The 17,151-nt window shown below is 32.7% G+C and carries 14 protein-coding genes, 1 tRNA gene and 1 other annotated feature; of the genes, 4 read left to right on the top strand and 11 right to left on the bottom strand.

Translation table 11 applies throughout. The annotated features are described in order from the left end of the window. Positions 1–141: 141 nt before the first annotated feature. The 3 genes from ACTHPI_RS03340 to ACTHPI_RS03330 all read right to left on the bottom strand — a co-directional run bounded on the left by ACTHPI_RS03340 (position 142) and on the right by ACTHPI_RS03330 (position 3,187). The gene (locus tag ACTHPI_RS03340) at positions 142–1,224 is read right to left on the bottom strand and encodes a GntR family transcriptional regulator (protein WP_445352770.1); all 1,083 of its coding nucleotides are present in this window, start codon (positions 1,222–1,224) and stop codon (positions 142–144) included. 1,114 nt (positions 1,225–2,338) lie between these two features. Continuing rightward, positions 2,339–2,410 (bottom strand) — tRNA-Gln (locus ACTHPI_RS03335). Positions 2,411–2,527: 117 nt separating this feature from the next. Next, complete coding sequence (locus ACTHPI_RS03330; RefSeq protein ID WP_445352769.1) at positions 2,528–3,187, bottom strand: putative quinol monooxygenase; 660 nt, start codon at positions 3,185–3,187, stop codon at positions 2,528–2,530. 149 nt (positions 3,188–3,336) lie between these two features. Beyond that, positions 3,337–3,570 (top strand) — a binding site (T-box leader). 60 nt (positions 3,571–3,630) lie between these two features. Here ACTHPI_RS03330 and brnQ point away from each other — a divergent pair. Then, positions 3,631–5,010 carry a branched-chain amino acid transport system II carrier protein gene (gene brnQ, locus ACTHPI_RS03325; protein WP_445352768.1) on the top strand — a complete coding sequence of 460 codons (1,380 nt, stop codon included), beginning with the start codon at positions 3,631–3,633 and terminating at the stop codon, positions 5,008–5,010. Positions 5,011–5,150: 140 nt separating this feature from the next. Here brnQ and ACTHPI_RS03320 read toward each other — a convergent pair whose 3' ends face one another. From ACTHPI_RS03320 to ACTHPI_RS03305, 4 genes are read right to left on the bottom strand one after another with little or no spacing between them, the layout of a single operon-like run. After that, positions 5,151–5,783: an ABC transporter permease gene (locus ACTHPI_RS03320; RefSeq protein ID WP_445352767.1), complete on the bottom strand. Its 633-nt coding sequence runs from the start codon at positions 5,781–5,783 to the stop codon at positions 5,151–5,153. After that, positions 5,780–6,547 carry an ABC transporter ATP-binding protein gene (locus tag ACTHPI_RS03315; protein ID WP_445352766.1) on the bottom strand — a complete coding sequence of 256 codons (768 nt, stop codon included), beginning with the start codon at positions 6,545–6,547 and terminating at the stop codon, positions 5,780–5,782. Before ACTHPI_RS03315 ends, ACTHPI_RS03320 begins: the two co-directional genes overlap by 4 nt. Then, a complete protein-coding gene (locus ACTHPI_RS03310; RefSeq protein WP_445352765.1) occupies positions 6,540–7,172 on the bottom strand; it encodes an ABC transporter permease in 633 nt (210 codons plus the stop codon). Before ACTHPI_RS03310 ends, ACTHPI_RS03315 begins: the two co-directional genes overlap by 8 nt. Before the next feature lie 11 nt (positions 7,173–7,183). Continuing rightward, positions 7,184–8,101: a glycine betaine ABC transporter substrate-binding protein gene (locus ACTHPI_RS03305; RefSeq protein ID WP_445352764.1), complete on the bottom strand. Its 918-nt coding sequence runs from the start codon at positions 8,099–8,101 to the stop codon at positions 7,184–7,186. A 137-nt stretch (positions 8,102–8,238) separates the two neighbouring features. Here ACTHPI_RS03305 and ACTHPI_RS03300 point away from each other — a divergent pair, with 137 nt between their 5' ends. Beyond that, positions 8,239–8,691, top strand: coding sequence for an Rrf2 family transcriptional regulator (locus ACTHPI_RS03300; protein WP_445352763.1), 453 nt, complete (start codon positions 8,239–8,241; stop codon positions 8,689–8,691). A gap of 109 nt (positions 8,692–8,800) precedes the next feature. Here ACTHPI_RS03300 and ACTHPI_RS03295 read toward each other — a convergent pair whose 3' ends face one another. Together ACTHPI_RS03295 and ACTHPI_RS03290 are read right to left on the bottom strand one after the other, a co-directional pair. Beyond that, positions 8,801–9,778, bottom strand: a complete 978-nt coding sequence (locus tag ACTHPI_RS03295) for a zinc-binding dehydrogenase (RefSeq protein ID WP_445352762.1) — start codon at positions 9,776–9,778, stop codon at positions 8,801–8,803. Between the two features lie 20 nt (positions 9,779–9,798). Further along, positions 9,799–11,115: a replication-associated recombination protein A gene (locus ACTHPI_RS03290; RefSeq protein WP_445352761.1), complete on the bottom strand. Its 1,317-nt coding sequence runs from the start codon at positions 11,113–11,115 to the stop codon at positions 9,799–9,801. Positions 11,116–11,204: 89 nt separating this feature from the next. Here ACTHPI_RS03290 and ACTHPI_RS03285 point away from each other — a divergent pair, with 89 nt between their 5' ends. Further along, the gene (locus ACTHPI_RS03285; RefSeq protein WP_445352760.1) at positions 11,205–12,005 is read left to right on the top strand and encodes a MerR family transcriptional regulator; all 801 of its coding nucleotides are present in this window, start codon (positions 11,205–11,207) and stop codon (positions 12,003–12,005) included. 244 nt (positions 12,006–12,249) lie between these two features. Continuing rightward, positions 12,250–13,404, top strand: a complete 1,155-nt coding sequence (locus ACTHPI_RS03280) for an RNA-guided endonuclease TnpB family protein (protein WP_445352759.1) — start codon at positions 12,250–12,252, stop codon at positions 13,402–13,404. Between the two features lie 118 nt (positions 13,405–13,522). Here the strand turns inward: ACTHPI_RS03280 and ACTHPI_RS03275 are convergent, their stop codons facing one another. Together ACTHPI_RS03275 and ACTHPI_RS03270 are read right to left on the bottom strand one after the other, a co-directional pair. Then, positions 13,523–15,013: a glycoside hydrolase family 1 protein gene (locus tag ACTHPI_RS03275; protein ID WP_445352758.1), complete on the bottom strand. Its 1,491-nt coding sequence runs from the start codon at positions 15,011–15,013 to the stop codon at positions 13,523–13,525. Between the two features lie 51 nt (positions 15,014–15,064). Continuing rightward, positions 15,065–17,056: a beta-glucoside-specific PTS transporter subunit IIABC gene (locus tag ACTHPI_RS03270; protein WP_445352757.1), complete on the bottom strand. Its 1,992-nt coding sequence runs from the start codon at positions 17,054–17,056 to the stop codon at positions 15,065–15,067. Between the last annotated feature and the right edge of the window lie 95 nt (positions 17,057–17,151).

The following is a 17,151-nucleotide window of genomic DNA, read 5'->3' as shown; positions in this document are numbered from 1 at the left end:
AATACGTCTTTTTCTGATATTTTTCAATACAAATTAATTACAAATTTTATATTTGTTGTTTTTTGTTTTTAAAAATTATTACACAAATAAAAAAAGACATCGAACAAATTTTTTGCTCAATGTCTTTTTATTAGTATTATTTTAATCTATCTTACTGGTTGTTTCATTAGGCATAATATTAACTTTATAACTCTTAGAAGTTACTTTTTTACCATTAATCATATCAATTAATTTTTTTGCAGCATCTACACCCATTTTTTCTTTGGGATGAGCAACAGTTGTTAAGCGTGGAGAAATATATCTTCCTAAAATATAATCATCAAAGCCAGCAACTGAAACATCTTTAGGAATTTTTAAATCAACAGATCTTATTACATCCATCATTTGAATAGCAAGTTCATCATTGTAACAAACTACAGCAGTAGGACCATTTTCACGATTAATTTTCAAAATTGCTTCTTTTAAGATTGGAGTCATATTTTCAGTTGATTGATACATAATAGTTTCATTCAAATACGAAATATCAGGATGCTCCATATACGCATCCAAAAAGCCTCGTAATCGTTTGGTTCCTTGCATATCATCTACTTGAAACATACCTAAAATCTTTTTATGACCCAAACCAATCAAATAATTAGTCATTTCTTTTTCAGCTTCTAAATCATCTACTTCTATATATGGAAAATCAAGATTATTATAATGTGCATTAATTAAAAGAGTAGGAATATTTTTCTCTTTTAAACTATTATAAAGATCTAAATTTTTATTTGGTAATGCACTTTGTGTTGGCTCAATGATTAATCCTGATACATCATTATCAATCATCCTTTTCAAAGCTTTACGCTCTTCATCAGGATTATTATGAGTATTATTAAGAATTAAAGAATACCCATTCTCTGAAATAACTTTATCTATTCCACTGATAATTCTTGGAAAAATATAATCAGCCAAATGAGTAGTTATTACGCCAATCATTTTAGCATCATTAAATTTAGATTTAATTCTTTTCTTCCAATTATCAACAAACATACCGCCACCTTGAATGCGATAAATATAATGTCTATTCTCCAATTCACCAGCTGCTCTTCGAATTGTATAGCGACTCACATTATAAGTTTGCATTAATTCAGATTCCGTAGGCAACTTTTTGCCTTCTTGATATTTTCCATTTTCAATATCTTTTATCAAACTATCACGAACTTTTTCGTATTTAATTTCAGACATAAGTAACATTCTTTCTAAAAGCTATATAATATGATTTTGGTGTATCCTACTTTAATACTACTAAATTTTTAACTATCTAGAAAGTTTTAAATACAAATTTTTAAAATTATACGGATGAAAGTACATATTAACCAAAAAAGACAGCTCCACAATTGGAACTGTCCCAGTTGAGAAATCAAACAAACCATTAACGGCGCTTAATTTCACGCACTAATCGAGTGATTGAGTCGATTAGCACACTGATAGCAATGATTAATAAAATGTTGGTCATGCCTTACACCTCCTTTCAACGCATAAGCGTTTTTAATTAGGTGCTTAAAGCACGCATTAAACATTTTACCATTTTGTTGATTCTATGCTATAATCTTTTTAGCAAGATTAATAAAACTAGGTCATACCTAGCACGCAAAAAGTCGGGCTGATTACCCGCATTAGCTAATGGAGTGTACGTGGTTAACACGACACTCTTTTTTGCTTTTTTATAGATTATAGCAAAACAAAAAACAGAGTATGACAAAAAGGTCAGACCTACGAGTCAGATATTTAACTTTTGCCACTTCCAAAAATAAGCAAGCCTAAAATACTACTCTCTCATATTCACATATTGATTTATTTATAAAAAGAATAGTGTTGCTGTCTGGTTATTTTGCACATATGCACTGTTAAAATTTAAAGACGTGAAAACACAAAAAAGACAGCTCCACAATTGGAACTGTCTCAGTTGAGAAATCAAACAAACCATTAACGGCGCTTAATTTCACGCACTAATCGAGTGATTGAGTCGATCAGCATACTAACAGCGATAATAATTAACACGTGGGTCATCAAAGCACACCTCCTTTAAAATCGCTTGAAACGATTTAGAGCTATGCAAAACTCGCACGCACTAATATTTTACCATTTACTTGAAATTATGCTATAATAGCTTTGCGATAATAAAGAACACGTGAGTTTTAAACTCGCACGCAAAAAGTCGGGCTGATTACCCGCATTAGCTAATGGGAGTGTACGTGGTTAACACGGCACTCTTTTTTGTTTTGCTATATTAAATAATTAAGATAAAAAAGCAAAAAAAGAACACAGCTCTCACTGTGTTCTTTTTCACCTCTATGAATTGGGTTAGCTGGATTCGAACCAGCGCATGATGGTACCAAAAACCATTGCCTTACCACTTGGCTATAACCCATCCTTCGAACCTTTTACTTGTTAGTTCTATTCGAATGACCTTCATCACTCGACATTTAATAGTATAGGGGATAACAAGAAAAGAGTCAAGAAAAAATTGAAACTTTTTTCAAAAAATTTAGTCAATTACTACCGCACCTTGTGAAGCTAATGTATCACGTACTAATTCGTGGCTTTCTCTACTTTCAATCAAGTCCTTAATCTCATCTTGATATTCTGCAAAATGCTTTGAATCAAGGTGTGCTTTATATTCATTATCATTTGCATAGACTTCAAGAACAAACCATTCATCAGGATTACTCTTATCATTACCTGCAATGATCATTTCAACACCAACTTCTTCAGCCATTGCAGTAGTAATTTCTTTTTTAATAGTATGTGCAAATTTATCTTCATTGCCCTTTTTTACATTAATTTTGTTAAGATGCATTACAAACTCGTTAGCATAAGAATTAAGAGCTTTATTAGGCTTAGTAGTAATAATTTGTGGATTTAAATCCCAAGTTTTTTGCTCTTGTGCAATTCTCTTAATAGTTTCTGCATACTCATCAGCATGATCAGCAGCAGTATATAAATCTTCAGCTATTGGACTGCGGAACAATCTTACAACATAATTAATGGTTCCTTGTGCATCTTCATGACCGCTACCAATAATCAAAGTATCAATCTGAGCTGGAATTGATTGATGCATGTCTTCTTCTGCTTCTTTAATATATTCTTCGCGGTCTTCTTTTTTGATAACTAATTTAGTTAACTTTAATACAGGTGTTTCATCCATTTTTCTTTCTCCTAAAAATTTAACTTATAACTATATTTTAGGACTATTTAAAAAAACAACAAGCCAAAACTTGTTTTTAGAAAAATTATTTAAAAACTTCTTGACAATTATTAAAAACGAGTTAATATTATTAACAACAATTTAATTAAGCAATCGCAATGAGAAAGAAAAGTAGATTAAGTAATAGTTTTCAGAGAGTCTCGATTGGTGTGAAGAGATAACTTCCTTATTTGATTGAAAATCACTTTTGAGTCTAAAACTTAAATCAAAGTAAGTTTTAGTGGGAGCACCCATTATAGCTGCAACGTATCGCCGTTTGGCCGTACGTGTAAAGGTGTTTTTAAGCACGAATATAGGGTGGTACCACGCTGAGCGTCCCTTAGTCCAAGTTGGACTAAGGGGCGTTTTTCTTTTTCATTGAGAAATTTTAGGAGGAAAATATAATGAATAAGTCTACCTCAAATAAACTCACATTTAAAAAATATTTAGTAGTGGCTTCCCTTTTATTCGGGCTGTTTTTTGGAGCCGGTAATCTGATTTTTCCACTTCATTTGGGGCAATTAGCTGGAAAAAACTGGATGATGGCAGCTGTTGGGTTTTTGATTACTGGAGTATTATTACCACTTTTATCAGTTTTAGCAGTTGCTGTTACTCGCGCAGACGGAGTTTTTGATATTGGTAAACCTCTTGGAACTGGATTTGCATTAGTTTTCATGGTTTTGATCCATGCAACAATTGGACCACTTTTTGGAACTCCTCGTACTGCAACTGTATCTTTTACAGTTGGACTCTCTCCGTTTATTGACAAACATTATCAATCTGTAGCATTACTTGTATTTTCAGCATTATTCTTTGCTGCAGCATTTTACTTCTCATATCGAGAAAACGACATCTTAACTAATATTGGTAAAATCTTAAATCCAGTATTTTTAGGACTTTTATTTTTAGTCTTTGTAGTTGCTTTTGCTCGTCCTTTAGGTAATCCTGCAACTGCTCCCGTAACTCCCAACTATGTTTATGGTGCGCTTGTTAATGGATTTTTAGAAGGCTATAACACAATGGATGCCTTAGCTGGATTGGCATTTGGTGTAACAGTTGTAACAGCAATTCGCCTAATGGGGCAAAAATCAAGTAAAGATGTTTCTAAAGTAGTTGCAAAATCTGGCGTTCTCTCAATGGGTGCTGTTGCTGTAATTTATGTTCTTTTAATCATTTTAGGTGCAATGTCACTTGGTCGGTTCAAGGTATCACCAGATGGTGGTGTTGCATTTAATCAATTAGTAAACGCATATGCTGGTAATTTTGGACAAATTGTCTTAGCATTCTTACTAACTGTAACTTGTTTAACAACTGCAGTAGGTCTTGTAGCAGCCTTTGCTCAAGATTTTCACAATCATTTTCCTAAAGTCAGCTATCACACTTGGCTTGCATTAAGTTGCTTTGCTTCATTCTTAGCCGCAAACTTCGGTCTTGATCAAATCATCGCTTGGTCGACTCCAATGTTAATGTTCTTATACCCTCTTTCAATGGTACTTATCTTACTTTCTGTAGCGTCACCACTTTTCAAGCGCGATGGTGTAGTTTACTTCTGGGTAGTAATGCTTACTGTAGTTCCAGCTTTGGGCGATATGGTCGTAGCCTTCCCAAGTGTTGTTAGCCAAAGTACTTTTGGCACATGGGTAGCTTCTTTAAGAAATGCATTACCTTTAGCAAGCGTGGGACTTTCATGGCTTTTACCAGCTCTTGCAGGATTAGTAATTGGATTAGTCGTTCATGTATTTCGCCGCAAAAAATTATCTTACAATGAAATGGAATTAGATTAATATTTCCTGGGAAATAAAGAAGGTGAGCTTAAAACTCACCTTCTTTACTTTAAATTTCTCTACATAATTATAAGTTTCAGTCTAAGGTCAACTATTTCTCTTAGCAACTTTTATATTTTTACGATTTTGCCACATAAGCCTTATTTTTCACTTTTCCAATCACCAATTACAATATTTTCAATTAATTTTAAAACCACAATACAAATCAAAGTCAAAATAACAGTTAAAATTGTTCCCCACAATATTGGTACAATACGACCTGTTTGTAATCCTTCAAAAAGTAAATCTCCCAATCCTCCTGCACTAATCGTAGCTGCAATTGTAGCAATTGCCATTGTACTTGATAACGCTATTTGCATCCCTGAAAAAATCGCTGGCATGGCTAAAGGTAATTGAACTTTAGCAAAAATTTGCTGCTGAGTCATCCCAACACCTTTTGCTACTTCAAGATAAGTAGAACTTACTTGATGAATACCAGTTATAAAACTTCTAAGTAAAATATACTCACTATAAAATGCTAAAACAATGATTGCACTAATTTTTCCTAAGCCTGTAATTGGAATAAGTAATGCAAAAAAAGCGTAGCTAGGAACTGAATATAATAATGAAAAGAAATATATTAATCCATTTAGCCAGTACTTTTTTCTTAAAAAGATTGCAATCAAAATAATCGCAACTACACCGGCAATTAAAAGAGCTATCAAAACCATCTGTGCATGTTCAATCATTAAATTAAGCATTCTAATATAATTTTCTTGCCAGTATTGAATCACTTTAAATTCTCCCATAAGTTTTGATTTTCTCTAACTGTTCCAATCAACCTTTCAACATAAGCTGACTTAGGATGATTTACTATTTCATTAGGTGTATCAAATTGCTCAATTTTACCATGATTCATAACCATCACTTTATCTCCTAGATAAAGTGCTTCATTAATATCATGAGTCACAAAAAAGAAAGTTTTATTACTCAATTTATGATGCAAATTTTTGATTTCTTGTTGCAAATCTTGCCTAATAATCGCATCTAGTGCTGAAAATGGTTCATCAAAAAGCATTAATGGCGGATTAGTTGAAAGCGCTCTGGCCACACCTACTCGTTGCTGCTGTCCCCCTGATAATTGACCAGGATAGCGATTAACATAAGAAGGATCAGTTAATCCAACTATTTTAAGTAAATCTTTCACTTTTAAATTAATCTTATTTTGATTCCAGCCTAGTAGTTTAGGAGTAACTGCAATATTCTGTGCAATTGTCATATGCGGAAAAAGTCCAATCGATTGAACAACATATCCAATATGACGACGAAGTTCAACTAAATTAGCTTCTTTCAAATTACAATTATCAACAATAATTTCCCCACTAGTTGGCTTTTCTAATCCATTAATCATTTTTAAGGTAGTAGTTTTTCCAGAACCAGAAGATCCAAGCACAGTTACAAATTCGCCTTTATTAATAGAAAAGGTTAAATCTTCGATAATTTCATTTTTTCCGAATTTTTTGTTCACATGGTTAAACTTGATAATTTCGTTAGTCATTATTTTTCACCCTTTTTATCATGAAATCTAAAATAAACATTGATAATAATGAAAGTAATGCCACACTCACACCGCCAATCACTACATACTGCATCTTATAAAGACCAAGACCAGTCATAATTAAATTTCCAAGTCCACCTGCGCCAATATAAGCTGCTAAGCTAGCACTAGCAATCACTTCAATTAGAGCTATTTTAATTCCATTTAAAATATATGGTAGTGCTAATGGGAGTGAAATTTGCTTAAGTAAGTCTAAATTATTCATTCCTAGTGACATTCCAACTTCTGTATAAAGTTGTGGAACTTCATTAAATCCTAAGATAATATTTACAACTAAGGGAGGAATAGCTAAAACAACTAAAGCAATTAAAGCTGACAAAATTCCAGTTCCAATAAAAGGGATTAAGATAAATAAAAGAGCTAAGCTTGGAATAATTCGCAAAATCTGAGCAAAAGTTTGACAAAAAGTAGCTATAACACGATTTTTTGAACCAAAATATCCTAAAGGAAATGCAATAACTAAAGCAATGATTAGTGAAGTAAAGCTTAAAAACAAATGCTGGCCAACTGCAGCCCAGTATTCATTAGAACTTGTTTGAAAATAATTAATTATTTGCGCAAACATAATTCTCCTTTCTAATAATTATTCTTAATCCATTCTTTGGCAACTACTTGATAACTTTGTCCATCTACATCTACTTTTTTATTGAGCAAAGTTAATTCTTTGGTTGTTAATTTTTGATCAATTTTATTTAAGACCTTTTTGACATTAGGATTTCTTTTTAAAGTTGTATCTCTAATAAGCGGTAACAAGTTATATGCAGGCCAATAGTTCTTGTCATCCTTTAAAGCAAAGTAATCTTTGGTAGCAAGCTGTCCTTCAGTCGTAGAAGCTGGAGTAACATCTCCATCACCTCGTGCTAAAACTTTATACTTTAAGCTGGGGTCATAGATTTTTTCATCTTTAAAGTTAAATTTACCGTAGACTTTTTCAAGTCCAGAAATTCCATCTTCACGCTTATCAAATTCACCCTGAGAAACAAAACGAATCTTATTTGCCCTCTTTTGTAAGTCACTAATTGTTTTAATATCGTATTTTTTGGCAATTGAAGTTCTAATAGCAATTCCTTGTGCATCTGAACCCGGTGCGTAAGCTAAGGTAGTCAGGTTCTTTTTAGCAACACCTCTTTGAGCTATTTTTGCAATTTGCTCAGGAGTTCTACCAACAATATGCTTTTTAAGATAAGTCATTGCAATCGTTCCAGTATATTCTGGATAAAGATCGATTTGACCTGAATTTATTGCTTGATAAACTACCGAACTTGAAATATTAGGTTTAGTTTTTACGTTATAGCCTTTCTTTTTTAAGGCGTCAGCCCAGATTTGCATTACTATTTTGCTTTCAGTAAAATTCTTTGAGCCGATTATAATAGGAGTAGATGATTTTTCTACAGTGGTATCACTTTTATTACTTTTTACCCAAATAACTACTGTACTAATCACCGCAATAATGACAATCAGACCAATAATTGACCATGTTTTTTTCTTACTCATTATTCCTCCTGTAATTTTATTAGTTATATGATTTATCATTTCCTTAAATAATAATCCTTATTTATAAAGGATGTCAATAATATTGATAAAAATATTTGTAACTTGTATAATTACAAATATAGAAAGTAGGTAATATTATGAAAGTATCAACAAGATTTAGTGATTCAATTCACCTTTTAGCATTTATCCATATTTTTCAAGGAAAAGTCTCTCTAACTAGTGATAACATTGCATCAAGCATTGAGACTTCTCCAGTTATGGTCAGACGTTTAATGGGCGAATTAAAAAAAGCCAAATTGTTAGAAACACGTCACGGTGCAGCTGATCCCAAAATCACTAAACCGCTTAATGAAATTTCTTTATTAGATATCTATTTAGCCGTTGAAAAAGATAAGCCTCTTTTTGAAATTGACTATAATACCAATCCAAAATGTCCAGTTGGTGGAAACATTCAATCAACTTTAGAAGAATTTTATTCTCAAGCAGAAATTGCTGCTAAAGCAAAGCTTAATCAGACCAAACTTTCTGATGTAGTTGACACAATCTTGATAAAACAAAAGGAAAAAGAAGCTTTAAAAAATGATAATTAATATTTCCTAGGAAATATTTTTTATACAAACATAATATCAGTTAAATAAGCCCCTGAATATTTGTTTAAAATATGAGAGGCTTATTTATATATACTTATCAAAAAGTTTTCTATAAAACTACAACGTGTTTTCCTAAATACTTACCAGATTCAAGATTTAATTGGGCTTGCCCTACTTGCGATAAACCATCATAAACCTTTGCAATAGGAACTTTAATTTCATTTTTAGCAATTTTTCTCAAAATATCGTTAAAAATTTTAGCAGGTAAATCTGTTGCCTCACCTGCATAACTTGTTAAAAAAATTCCTGTTGGAATCATATATGGTGAGAAATTTTTAATATTCCATTGACCAGCAAGAGCTCCTGTAAAACAACCATAGCCGCCCTGCTTCAAAAAACTAAGATCTTCAAATAAAGTTGAACAACCTACAAGTTCTAGCACTTTGTCAATTTTACCTACTTTTTTCATATTTTTCTTAAATTCTTTATTATCCATAATGACACAGTCTGCACCCTGTTCTTTAAGTTCTTCTACTTTCTTTTCATTTCTCGTAGTTGCAATAACATAAGCTCCCATCAATTTGGCAAGAATAATTGCCATTAACCCTACAGTTGAAGAACCACCACGAATCAAAAGTCTATCGCCTTTTTCTAATCTAAGTCCTTCACTCAAAGAACCATATGCCGTTTGAAGCATTTCTGGAAGCGCACCAATAATTGACCAATCTAAATCTGTTTTAATTGGAATTACATTTTTCTCTTTTACAAGCATATATTCGGCATAAGATCCATCAATTCGGCGTCCCATTCCACCCATCATGGTTGCTACTTTTTGACCAGGTTTCAGCCGACTTCCTTTTGGAGCTTTTTCAACAACTCCCACACCTTCAATTCCTAAAATTCTTGGAAAAGTAAAGTCAGATGAAGATTCACCTTTTCTACTAGTTACCTCAGATTCATTAACGCCAAACGCTTTAACTTTAATAAGTACATAGCCCTTTTTTAAAGTTGGCTTTGTTACTAATACTGGTATTAAATCTTTAGCTTCACACTTTTTAGTTAATTTAATTGCTTTCATTATTGTCATAAGTATTTTCTCCTAATATTTTATCCGTGCATTTTATGCCATCTTTTAATCTGATCTAGCCGTTTCTTAAACCAAGTTTCATTTCCCTCTTCAGTTGGATGATAATATTCATGCCCTTGTAAAGATTTGGGCATTGTTTTCATTGTTGTTAATTTATCTTTTGTGTAATGCGCTAACTGATATCCTTTACCGTAACCTAATTTTTTCATTAATTTGGTTGATGCGTTACGAATTTGAAGAGGAACTGGTTCGTTCAAAGTCTTCTTAACATCTTTTGCCGCATTAATACGTGCCTTATAAATTGAATTTGATTTAGGAGCTAATGCTAAATATGTAACAGCCTCTGTTAGATGAACATCACATTCTGGCATCCCCAAAAATTGACATGCTTGAAAAACATTAACAGCAACATTTAACGCATTAGTATCTGCTAAACCGATATCCTCACTAGCAAATCTAACAAGCCTGCGAGCAATATATAACGGATCCTCCCCACCTTCTAACATTCTTGATATCCAATATATTGCTGCATCAGCATCACTATTTCTCATTGATTTATGAAGAGCAGAAATAATATTGTAATGTTCTTCTCCTTTTTTATCATACAGAATAAATTTTTTAGTAATTAATTGACTAAGATCATCAGTTGTAACAACGACTTTTTTATTCTCTTTTTTTCCATTTAAGACAGCCATTTCAAGTGTATTGAGTGCTTTTCTAGCATCTCCATCCGCAAAAGTTGCAATTGCATTAATACTATCATCGCTTATCTCTATTTTTTGTTCGCCAAAATATATTGGCTTATTAAGTGCATTTTTTAACAGCTGAACTAAATCCGACTGCATTAATTCCTTCAACACAAAGACTTTACAACGTGAAAGAAGAGCTGAATTAACTTCAAATGAGGGATTTTCAGTAGTTGCTCCAATCAAAATAATGCTACCACTTTCTACATATGGCAAAAAAGCATCTTGTTGTGCTTTATTAAAACGATGAATTTCATCGACAAAGACAATTGTTCTATTACCAAATTCTCGTTCTTGCTCAGCTTCTTTCATTGCTTTTTTTATTTTAGAAATTGTACCTTCAACCGCACTAAAACTTAAAAATCTAGCTTTAGTTTCTTGAGCAATAATTTGTGCCAAAGTGGTTTTTCCTACGCCAGGAGGTCCCCAAAAAATCATGGAAGAAACTTTATCTTGTTCAATAATTTGACGTAAAACTTTCCCCTCTCCCAATAGATGCTGTTGCCCTACAAATTCAGATAAATTTTGCGGTCGTATCCTGCTTGCTAATGGTGTATTTATTTGATTGTCAAAAATCGATCCTTGCCTCATAATAGAATCATGCCTTTCAAAAACTCATTGCTGGTTATTATCATAATTTGTAACGTTACGTTACAGTCAACCTTAGAAAGGAAATTTTTATGTTAAAAATTAGCGAAATGGCAAATCTTGCTGGTACTACCAGAAGAACTTTAATCTACTATGATGAACAAGGTATTTTTAAACCTATTAAAAAAACTAAGAATGGCTATCGTTACTATGATTATTCACAACTTTATGACTTGATGCTTATTTTAGGTCTTAGAAACTTAAATATTTCACTCGAAGAAATTAAAGCAATCAAAGAAGATTCTAGTAATAGTATTACTAAAACTTTAGTAGAAGCTAAAGAAAAAGTTAATAATGAGATTCATAAACTAAAACAAATTCGTAAAGTAATAAATCAAAAAATCGATCAAAATACTTTTTCAAAAAATCAAACTTTATATGAGCCGGTAATTTTCCAATGCGACGAAGTTAATTTTTGGTGTTCTAATAAAGCAGCATCATGTACTGAAGAAGAAATTGCTGAACTATTTTCCAGTTTCTATAAAAACTTAAATTCTCTTACAATTATGAATTCAGGACTATCTGGCTTCCTAACAGATTTGTCACTTAATAATCCACCAGGATATGTTGACGCAGGTTTTAGAATTATAAAAGAAGCAGACTTTATTACTGACACAATTATTCCAAAAATCAATAAAGTTGCAGGAAATTATGCTTGTATTTTAGTAGAAAACAATGAAGAAGGAATTATTAAAGGGTTGAAACTCCTCAAAACTTTTTGTGAAACACATGATCTAAAAACCAATAACAATTTGTGGCAAATTAATTTTGGTGATTCTATTATTGAAAAAGGCACCACAAAAAGTAGTTGGTTAGAATATAAAATCTTATAATTTCCTAGGAAATATTTTCAATGAAAAAGGCGCTACCCAACGTGGTAACGCCTTTTTCAGTAAATATGTTTATTTACTGAAAATATACTGGATTCATCTCGGGATTTCAATCCCGAGATGAATCCAGCAATCTAAGTGACAAGTTTTGTTTTAAAAAATCTACAATTTTAAGATTTTGTTCGCTTTTTCCTACTGTTCTGTTTTGGTATAATTTAAGAATCATATCAAGAAAGGAGGTACAAAAATGCTTGCTGGAATCAAATTAAGACTCTATCCTAATCAAAAGCAACAAGGACAATTACTTCAAATGTTTGGCAATGACCGTTTTGTTTGGAACCAGATGTTAGCGATGATGAATGAGCGTTACAAGAATAATCATCATTTGCCATTTTTAGGTAAATATAAGCTAGATATTTTGTTAAAACCTTTAAAACATCAATATAGCTTTCTAAAAAACAGTGATTCTTCTAGTCTTCAAATAGTTAATGCTAATTTAAATCAAGCTTGGAAGAACTTCTTTGATAGGTCAATCCGTGCAGGAAAGCCAAAATTTCATTCAAGAAAGTCAACTAAGAACTCTTATACTGGTAAGTCAACTGTTCGTGTTATTGGCAGGCGATATTTAAAATTGCCTAAACTTGGTTACATCAAAACTGGCAAGACTGGCATTTTGAAAGATGCAAAAATCAAACGTTATACAGTAAGCTTAGAACCAACTGGAAAATACTACATTTCTTTTCAAGTTGAAATTAAAAAGAAAGAACTTCCAAGGACTAATAAAGAAGTTGGTATTGATGTTGGATTAGCTGACTTGGCTATTCTTTCAAATGGCATCAGATATGATACTTTTGATGGCTCATATTTTGATAAGAAGGCTATTGAATGGCAGAAGAAATTTTCAAGAAGACGCCATTTAGCTCAAAGACTAGTCTTGCAAGATAAGAATAAGAAAGTTCTTAATCCCAGAAATTTAGAAAGTTTCAAGAATTGGGAAAAGGCACGTGTCTTAAAAGCTCGATACCAAGATAAAGTCAAAAACCAAAGAAAAGACTATCTCCATAAAGTTACAACTGAACTAGTCAAAAACTATGATGTGATTGCAATCGAAGATTTGAAAGCCAAGAATCTTCAAAAGAATCACCATTTGGCTAAATCTATTGGTAATGCGAGTTGGAGAATGTTCCGACTAATGCTTGAATATAAGTGTAAATGGTATGGCAAGAAATTAATAGTTGTTAACCCCAAGAATACTTCAAGAATCTGTTCAAATTGCGGATTCAATAGCGGTGAAAAGCCGCTAGATATTCGTGAGTGGACTTGCCAAAAATGTAAGACACATCACGATAGAGATATTAATGCGGCAGTTAATATCCTAAATAAAGCAAAGCTAACTGGTTAGGAACTAGCCAAGGTAAATAGGCAGGTTCTGTGAGTTAGGTGTGAGACCTTCTGGACATCAGAAGCTAATTCTCTGTAAGAACCTAAACACTACCTGCTGTTCCCAGAAACTCGGGAATTCATTCCCGATGTAGTTCATTTAAATCTTCGCCATTTGAATCAATTACCTTTTTATACCAATAATATGAATCTTTAGGCATTCTCTTAAGACTTCCTTTTCCCTCATCATCGCGATCAACATAGATAAAACCATAACGCTTAGACATTTGCCCAGTACCTGCACTTACGCAATCAATACAACCCCAAGTTGTATAACCAATAAGATCTACTCCATCATCAACTGCTTTACGCATTGCTTCAATATGTCGAGCTAAATAGTCAATTCGGTAATCATCATGAATCTTACCATCATCACTAATTTTATCAACTGCACCTAAACCATTTTCAACGACCATCATTGGCAAATCATAGCGATCATACATTACTTCAAGATAGTACTGAAGTCCAGTTGGATCAGTAGCCCAGCCCCACTCTGAATACTTAAGATATGGATTTTTAGCACCAGCTGCAAAGTTTCCACTAGCCTTATCTTTCACTTCATGAGTTGTAATAACATTGCTCATGTAGTAACTGAAGGTATACATATCAACGGTTCCTTCTGCTAATATCTTTTTATCTTCTTCAGTAATGTCAAGATGAACATTATGTGCATCCCATAATCGTTTAGAATAAGTTGGATATTTACCTTTGCATTGAACATCTCCACAATATAGAACTGTTTCTTCCATTTGATGACGAGTTGCAAGCATATCTTCTGGGTCTGGAGTTAAAGGATAATCCAAAATTCCACAAATCATATTACCTACTATATAATTTGAATCAATTTCATGCGCTAATTTAACAGCTTTAGCACTTGCCACAAATTGATAGTGTAATTTTTGATAAGCATGTTGAAATGTTTTATCATCTGTTACATGCTTACCAAATGCACCGAGCATTAAAAGCGTTGAGTTGATTTCATTAAAAGTAAGCCAATATTTTACTAAGCCCTTATATTCTTCAAACAAAACCTTAGCGTATTTGACATACATGTCAATCATCTTGCGATCGCTCCAGTCATGATATTTTTCACTTAAATAAAGCGGGTCTTCATAATGAGAAATAGTAACTAGAGGTTCAATATTATATTTCTTGCATTCTTTAAAAACTTTACGATAAAAATCTAACCCTGCTTGATTAGGCTTTTCTTCATCACCTTTTGGAAAAATTCGTGTCCAAGCAATTGATAATCTAAAAGTTTTAAATCCCATATCAGCAAACATTTTAATATCTTCTTTATAGTGATGATAAAAATCAATTGCTTCATGATTTGGATAATAACTATCTGGATCAATTGCACCAGTTGCGCCATCCGGTAAGCCTGCACCTGGAACAGCAGGTGTTTTTTCTAATTTTCCATTTAATTTATAAGTAAGCATTCTAGGCGCTTTTAAACTGCCAGCAGTAGTTATATCTGTTACTGACAATCCTTTACCATCTTTATCATAAGCCCCTTCAATTTGATTAGCGGCAGTTGCTCCGCCCCATAAAAAATCTTTCTTAAATGACATATTTTTCTCTTTTCTATTTAAAACGCTTTCTTTTATTTATTATAAACTTTTTTAAGCTGGTTGAATGGATGATGAAACAGAAGCCTCATCTTTAATGCCAGTTAAACTTAAAATTTTTTGTCCTGTTTTAACTTTTCCTTTTGCCACTTGTTTAATATCACTGTAGTTTTTAGAATTAGTAATAACTATTGGAGTAGTAACAATATATCCTGCATTTTTAATTTTTTGAATATCAAACTTAATTAAGTTATCTCCAGCCTTAACTTGATTGCCTTTTTTAACTAATGTTTCAAAGCCATCACCTTGCAAGTTAACAGTATCCATTCCAATATGCATTAATACTTCAGCACCATCATTAGTCTTCATTCCAATTGCGTGGCTTGTTGGAAAAGTCATAACAATCTCACCATCTGCCGGAGCATGTAATATTCCTTCGGTAGGCTCAATAGCTACACCTTGTCCCATTGCACCACTAGAAAATACTTCATCTTTTATCTCACTAAGTGGCATAATAGTTCCATCTTCTGGACTAACTAAATTAGTATCCACATTTAAAATAGGAGTAGCGGGTTCTGGATTTTTAATTGCTTCCGCTGCCTTTTTAGCTTGCTTTTCATTATAAGCTTGATCAACATACTTTTTACCAAACATGAATTGAAGAACAAAACCTACAATGAATGCAACAATTGCGGCAATAATAACTCCAATAATTTGAAGAGTAGAATTTCCTTTAGGATCAACATAACCAGGAATTGCAAAGAATCCCATTGATGGAAGCATAAACAATTTAGCACCTACCCCACCAATAATTGCACCACTAATACCACCGCCGATACAGCTTAAAATAAATGGTACTTTACGCGGAAGTGTTACACCATAGATAGCTGGCTCAGTAACACCAAAAAGTCCTGAGAAGAATGCACCAATTGCATTTTTCTTTAAGCTTGGATCTTTAGTTTGTTTAATCATTGCTAAAACTACACCAATTTGTGCATAGCAAACCATACAAGAAAGACCTAAAATTGGATCATATCCTAAAGCTGCCAAATCTGTTGTAGCTACAGCAACAATTCCCCAGTGAATACCAAAGATTACTAATACTTGCCAGAGTGTACCAACCAACGCACCAGCTAAAATTGGGCTAAATTGATAAATACCTGACATTACTGCACCAATACCATCACCAACCCAAGTGGTAACTGGTCCAATTACAATAAATGCAACAGGTAAAGTGATTATCATAGTTACTACCGGAACAATAAAAGTCTTAATTACTGCTGGAACCCATTTATTTGCCCAATGTTCAATAATTGAAGCAAACCATACTGCAAAGATAATTGGTAAAACAGTTGAAGTATAATTCATTGTTACAACTGGAATACCAAAAAATGTAGTATGAATTTCTGACGCAAACGGTGTTTCGCTAAACAAGGTTCCTAAAACCGTTTTACTTGCTGCTAATTGAACCATTGATGGGTAAGTAAGAACTCCCCCGATTGCCAAACCAATAAATTGATTCATATGGAATCTTCTAGCAGCAGTTACTCCTAAGAAAATTGGCAAAAAGTAAAATATTGAATCACCAATTGCATAAAGAATTTGATATGCTCCTGATTTAGTAGAAAGCCAACCAAATACTCCAGCCATTACAGTTAGACCCTTAATAATACCACCAGCACTAAGTGGCCCTAAAATATCAGTGAATATTCCAGAAATTAGCGATATTGCTTTATCCATAAAACTTGTATCATCATTTTCGCCGTAATCATCAGCAACTTCACCGCCACCACTAAAGCCGCCTTCTTTTAAAACAGCATCATATACATCACTAACTTCATTTCCAATAACTACTTGATACTGACCAGCTGCTTTGACAACTGTTACAATTCCATCAGTATCTTTTAAAGCATCATCATTAGCCTTCGACTCATCTTTCAATTTAAATCTTAATCTAGTTGTACAATGAACAACGCTATTAACATTGTCTTTACCACCGACATTTTCAATGATAATTTTAGCTAACTTATCATAATTATCAGCCATAGTATCCTCCTAATAAAAAATAAAAACCCAAGATATTGCATAAAAATGAATTTTTATATAAATTCAAAATCATACAATAACTTGGGTTAATGCCT

Source organism: Lactobacillus sp. PSON (assembly GCF_052615405.1).
Note: the sequence above shows the minus strand (reverse complement) of the source record. Positions and strands in the feature narration are given on the sequence as shown.

Bases quoted from the DNA above. Each gene is read 5' to 3' on its own strand.
- ACTHPI_RS03340 (WP_445352770.1), bottom strand. From the start codon at position 1,224: ATGTCTGAAATTAAATACGAAAAAGTTCGTGATAGTTTGATAAAAGAT.
- ACTHPI_RS03330 (WP_445352769.1), bottom strand. From the start codon at position 3,187: ATGGATGAAACACCTGTATTAAAGTTAACTAAATTAGTTATCAAAAAA.
- brnQ (WP_445352768.1), top strand. From the start codon at position 3,631: ATGAATAAGTCTACCTCAAATAAACTCACATTTAAAAAATATTTAGTA.
- ACTHPI_RS03315 (WP_445352766.1), bottom strand. From the start codon at position 6,547: ATGACTAACGAAATTATCAAGTTTAACCATGTGAACAAAAAATTCGGA.
- ACTHPI_RS03310 (WP_445352765.1), bottom strand. From the start codon at position 7,172: ATGTTTGCGCAAATAATTAATTATTTTCAAACAAGTTCTAATGAATAC.
- ACTHPI_RS03305 (WP_445352764.1), bottom strand. From the start codon at position 8,101: ATGAGTAAGAAAAAAACATGGTCAATTATTGGTCTGATTGTCATTATT.
- ACTHPI_RS03300 (WP_445352763.1), top strand. From the start codon at position 8,239: ATGAAAGTATCAACAAGATTTAGTGATTCAATTCACCTTTTAGCATTT.
- ACTHPI_RS03295 (WP_445352762.1), bottom strand. From the start codon at position 9,778: ATGACAATAATGAAAGCAATTAAATTAACTAAAAAGTGTGAAGCTAAA.
- ACTHPI_RS03290 (WP_445352761.1), bottom strand. From the start codon at position 11,115: ATGAGGCAAGGATCGATTTTTGACAATCAAATAAATACACCATTAGCA.
- ACTHPI_RS03285 (WP_445352760.1), top strand. From the start codon at position 11,205: ATGTTAAAAATTAGCGAAATGGCAAATCTTGCTGGTACTACCAGAAGA.
- ACTHPI_RS03280 (WP_445352759.1), top strand. From the start codon at position 12,250: ATGCTTGCTGGAATCAAATTAAGACTCTATCCTAATCAAAAGCAACAA.
- ACTHPI_RS03275 (WP_445352758.1), bottom strand. From the start codon at position 15,013: ATGTCATTTAAGAAAGATTTTTTATGGGGCGGAGCAACTGCCGCTAAT.
- ACTHPI_RS03270 (WP_445352757.1), bottom strand. From the start codon at position 17,056: ATGGCTGATAATTATGATAAGTTAGCTAAAATTATCATTGAAAATGTC.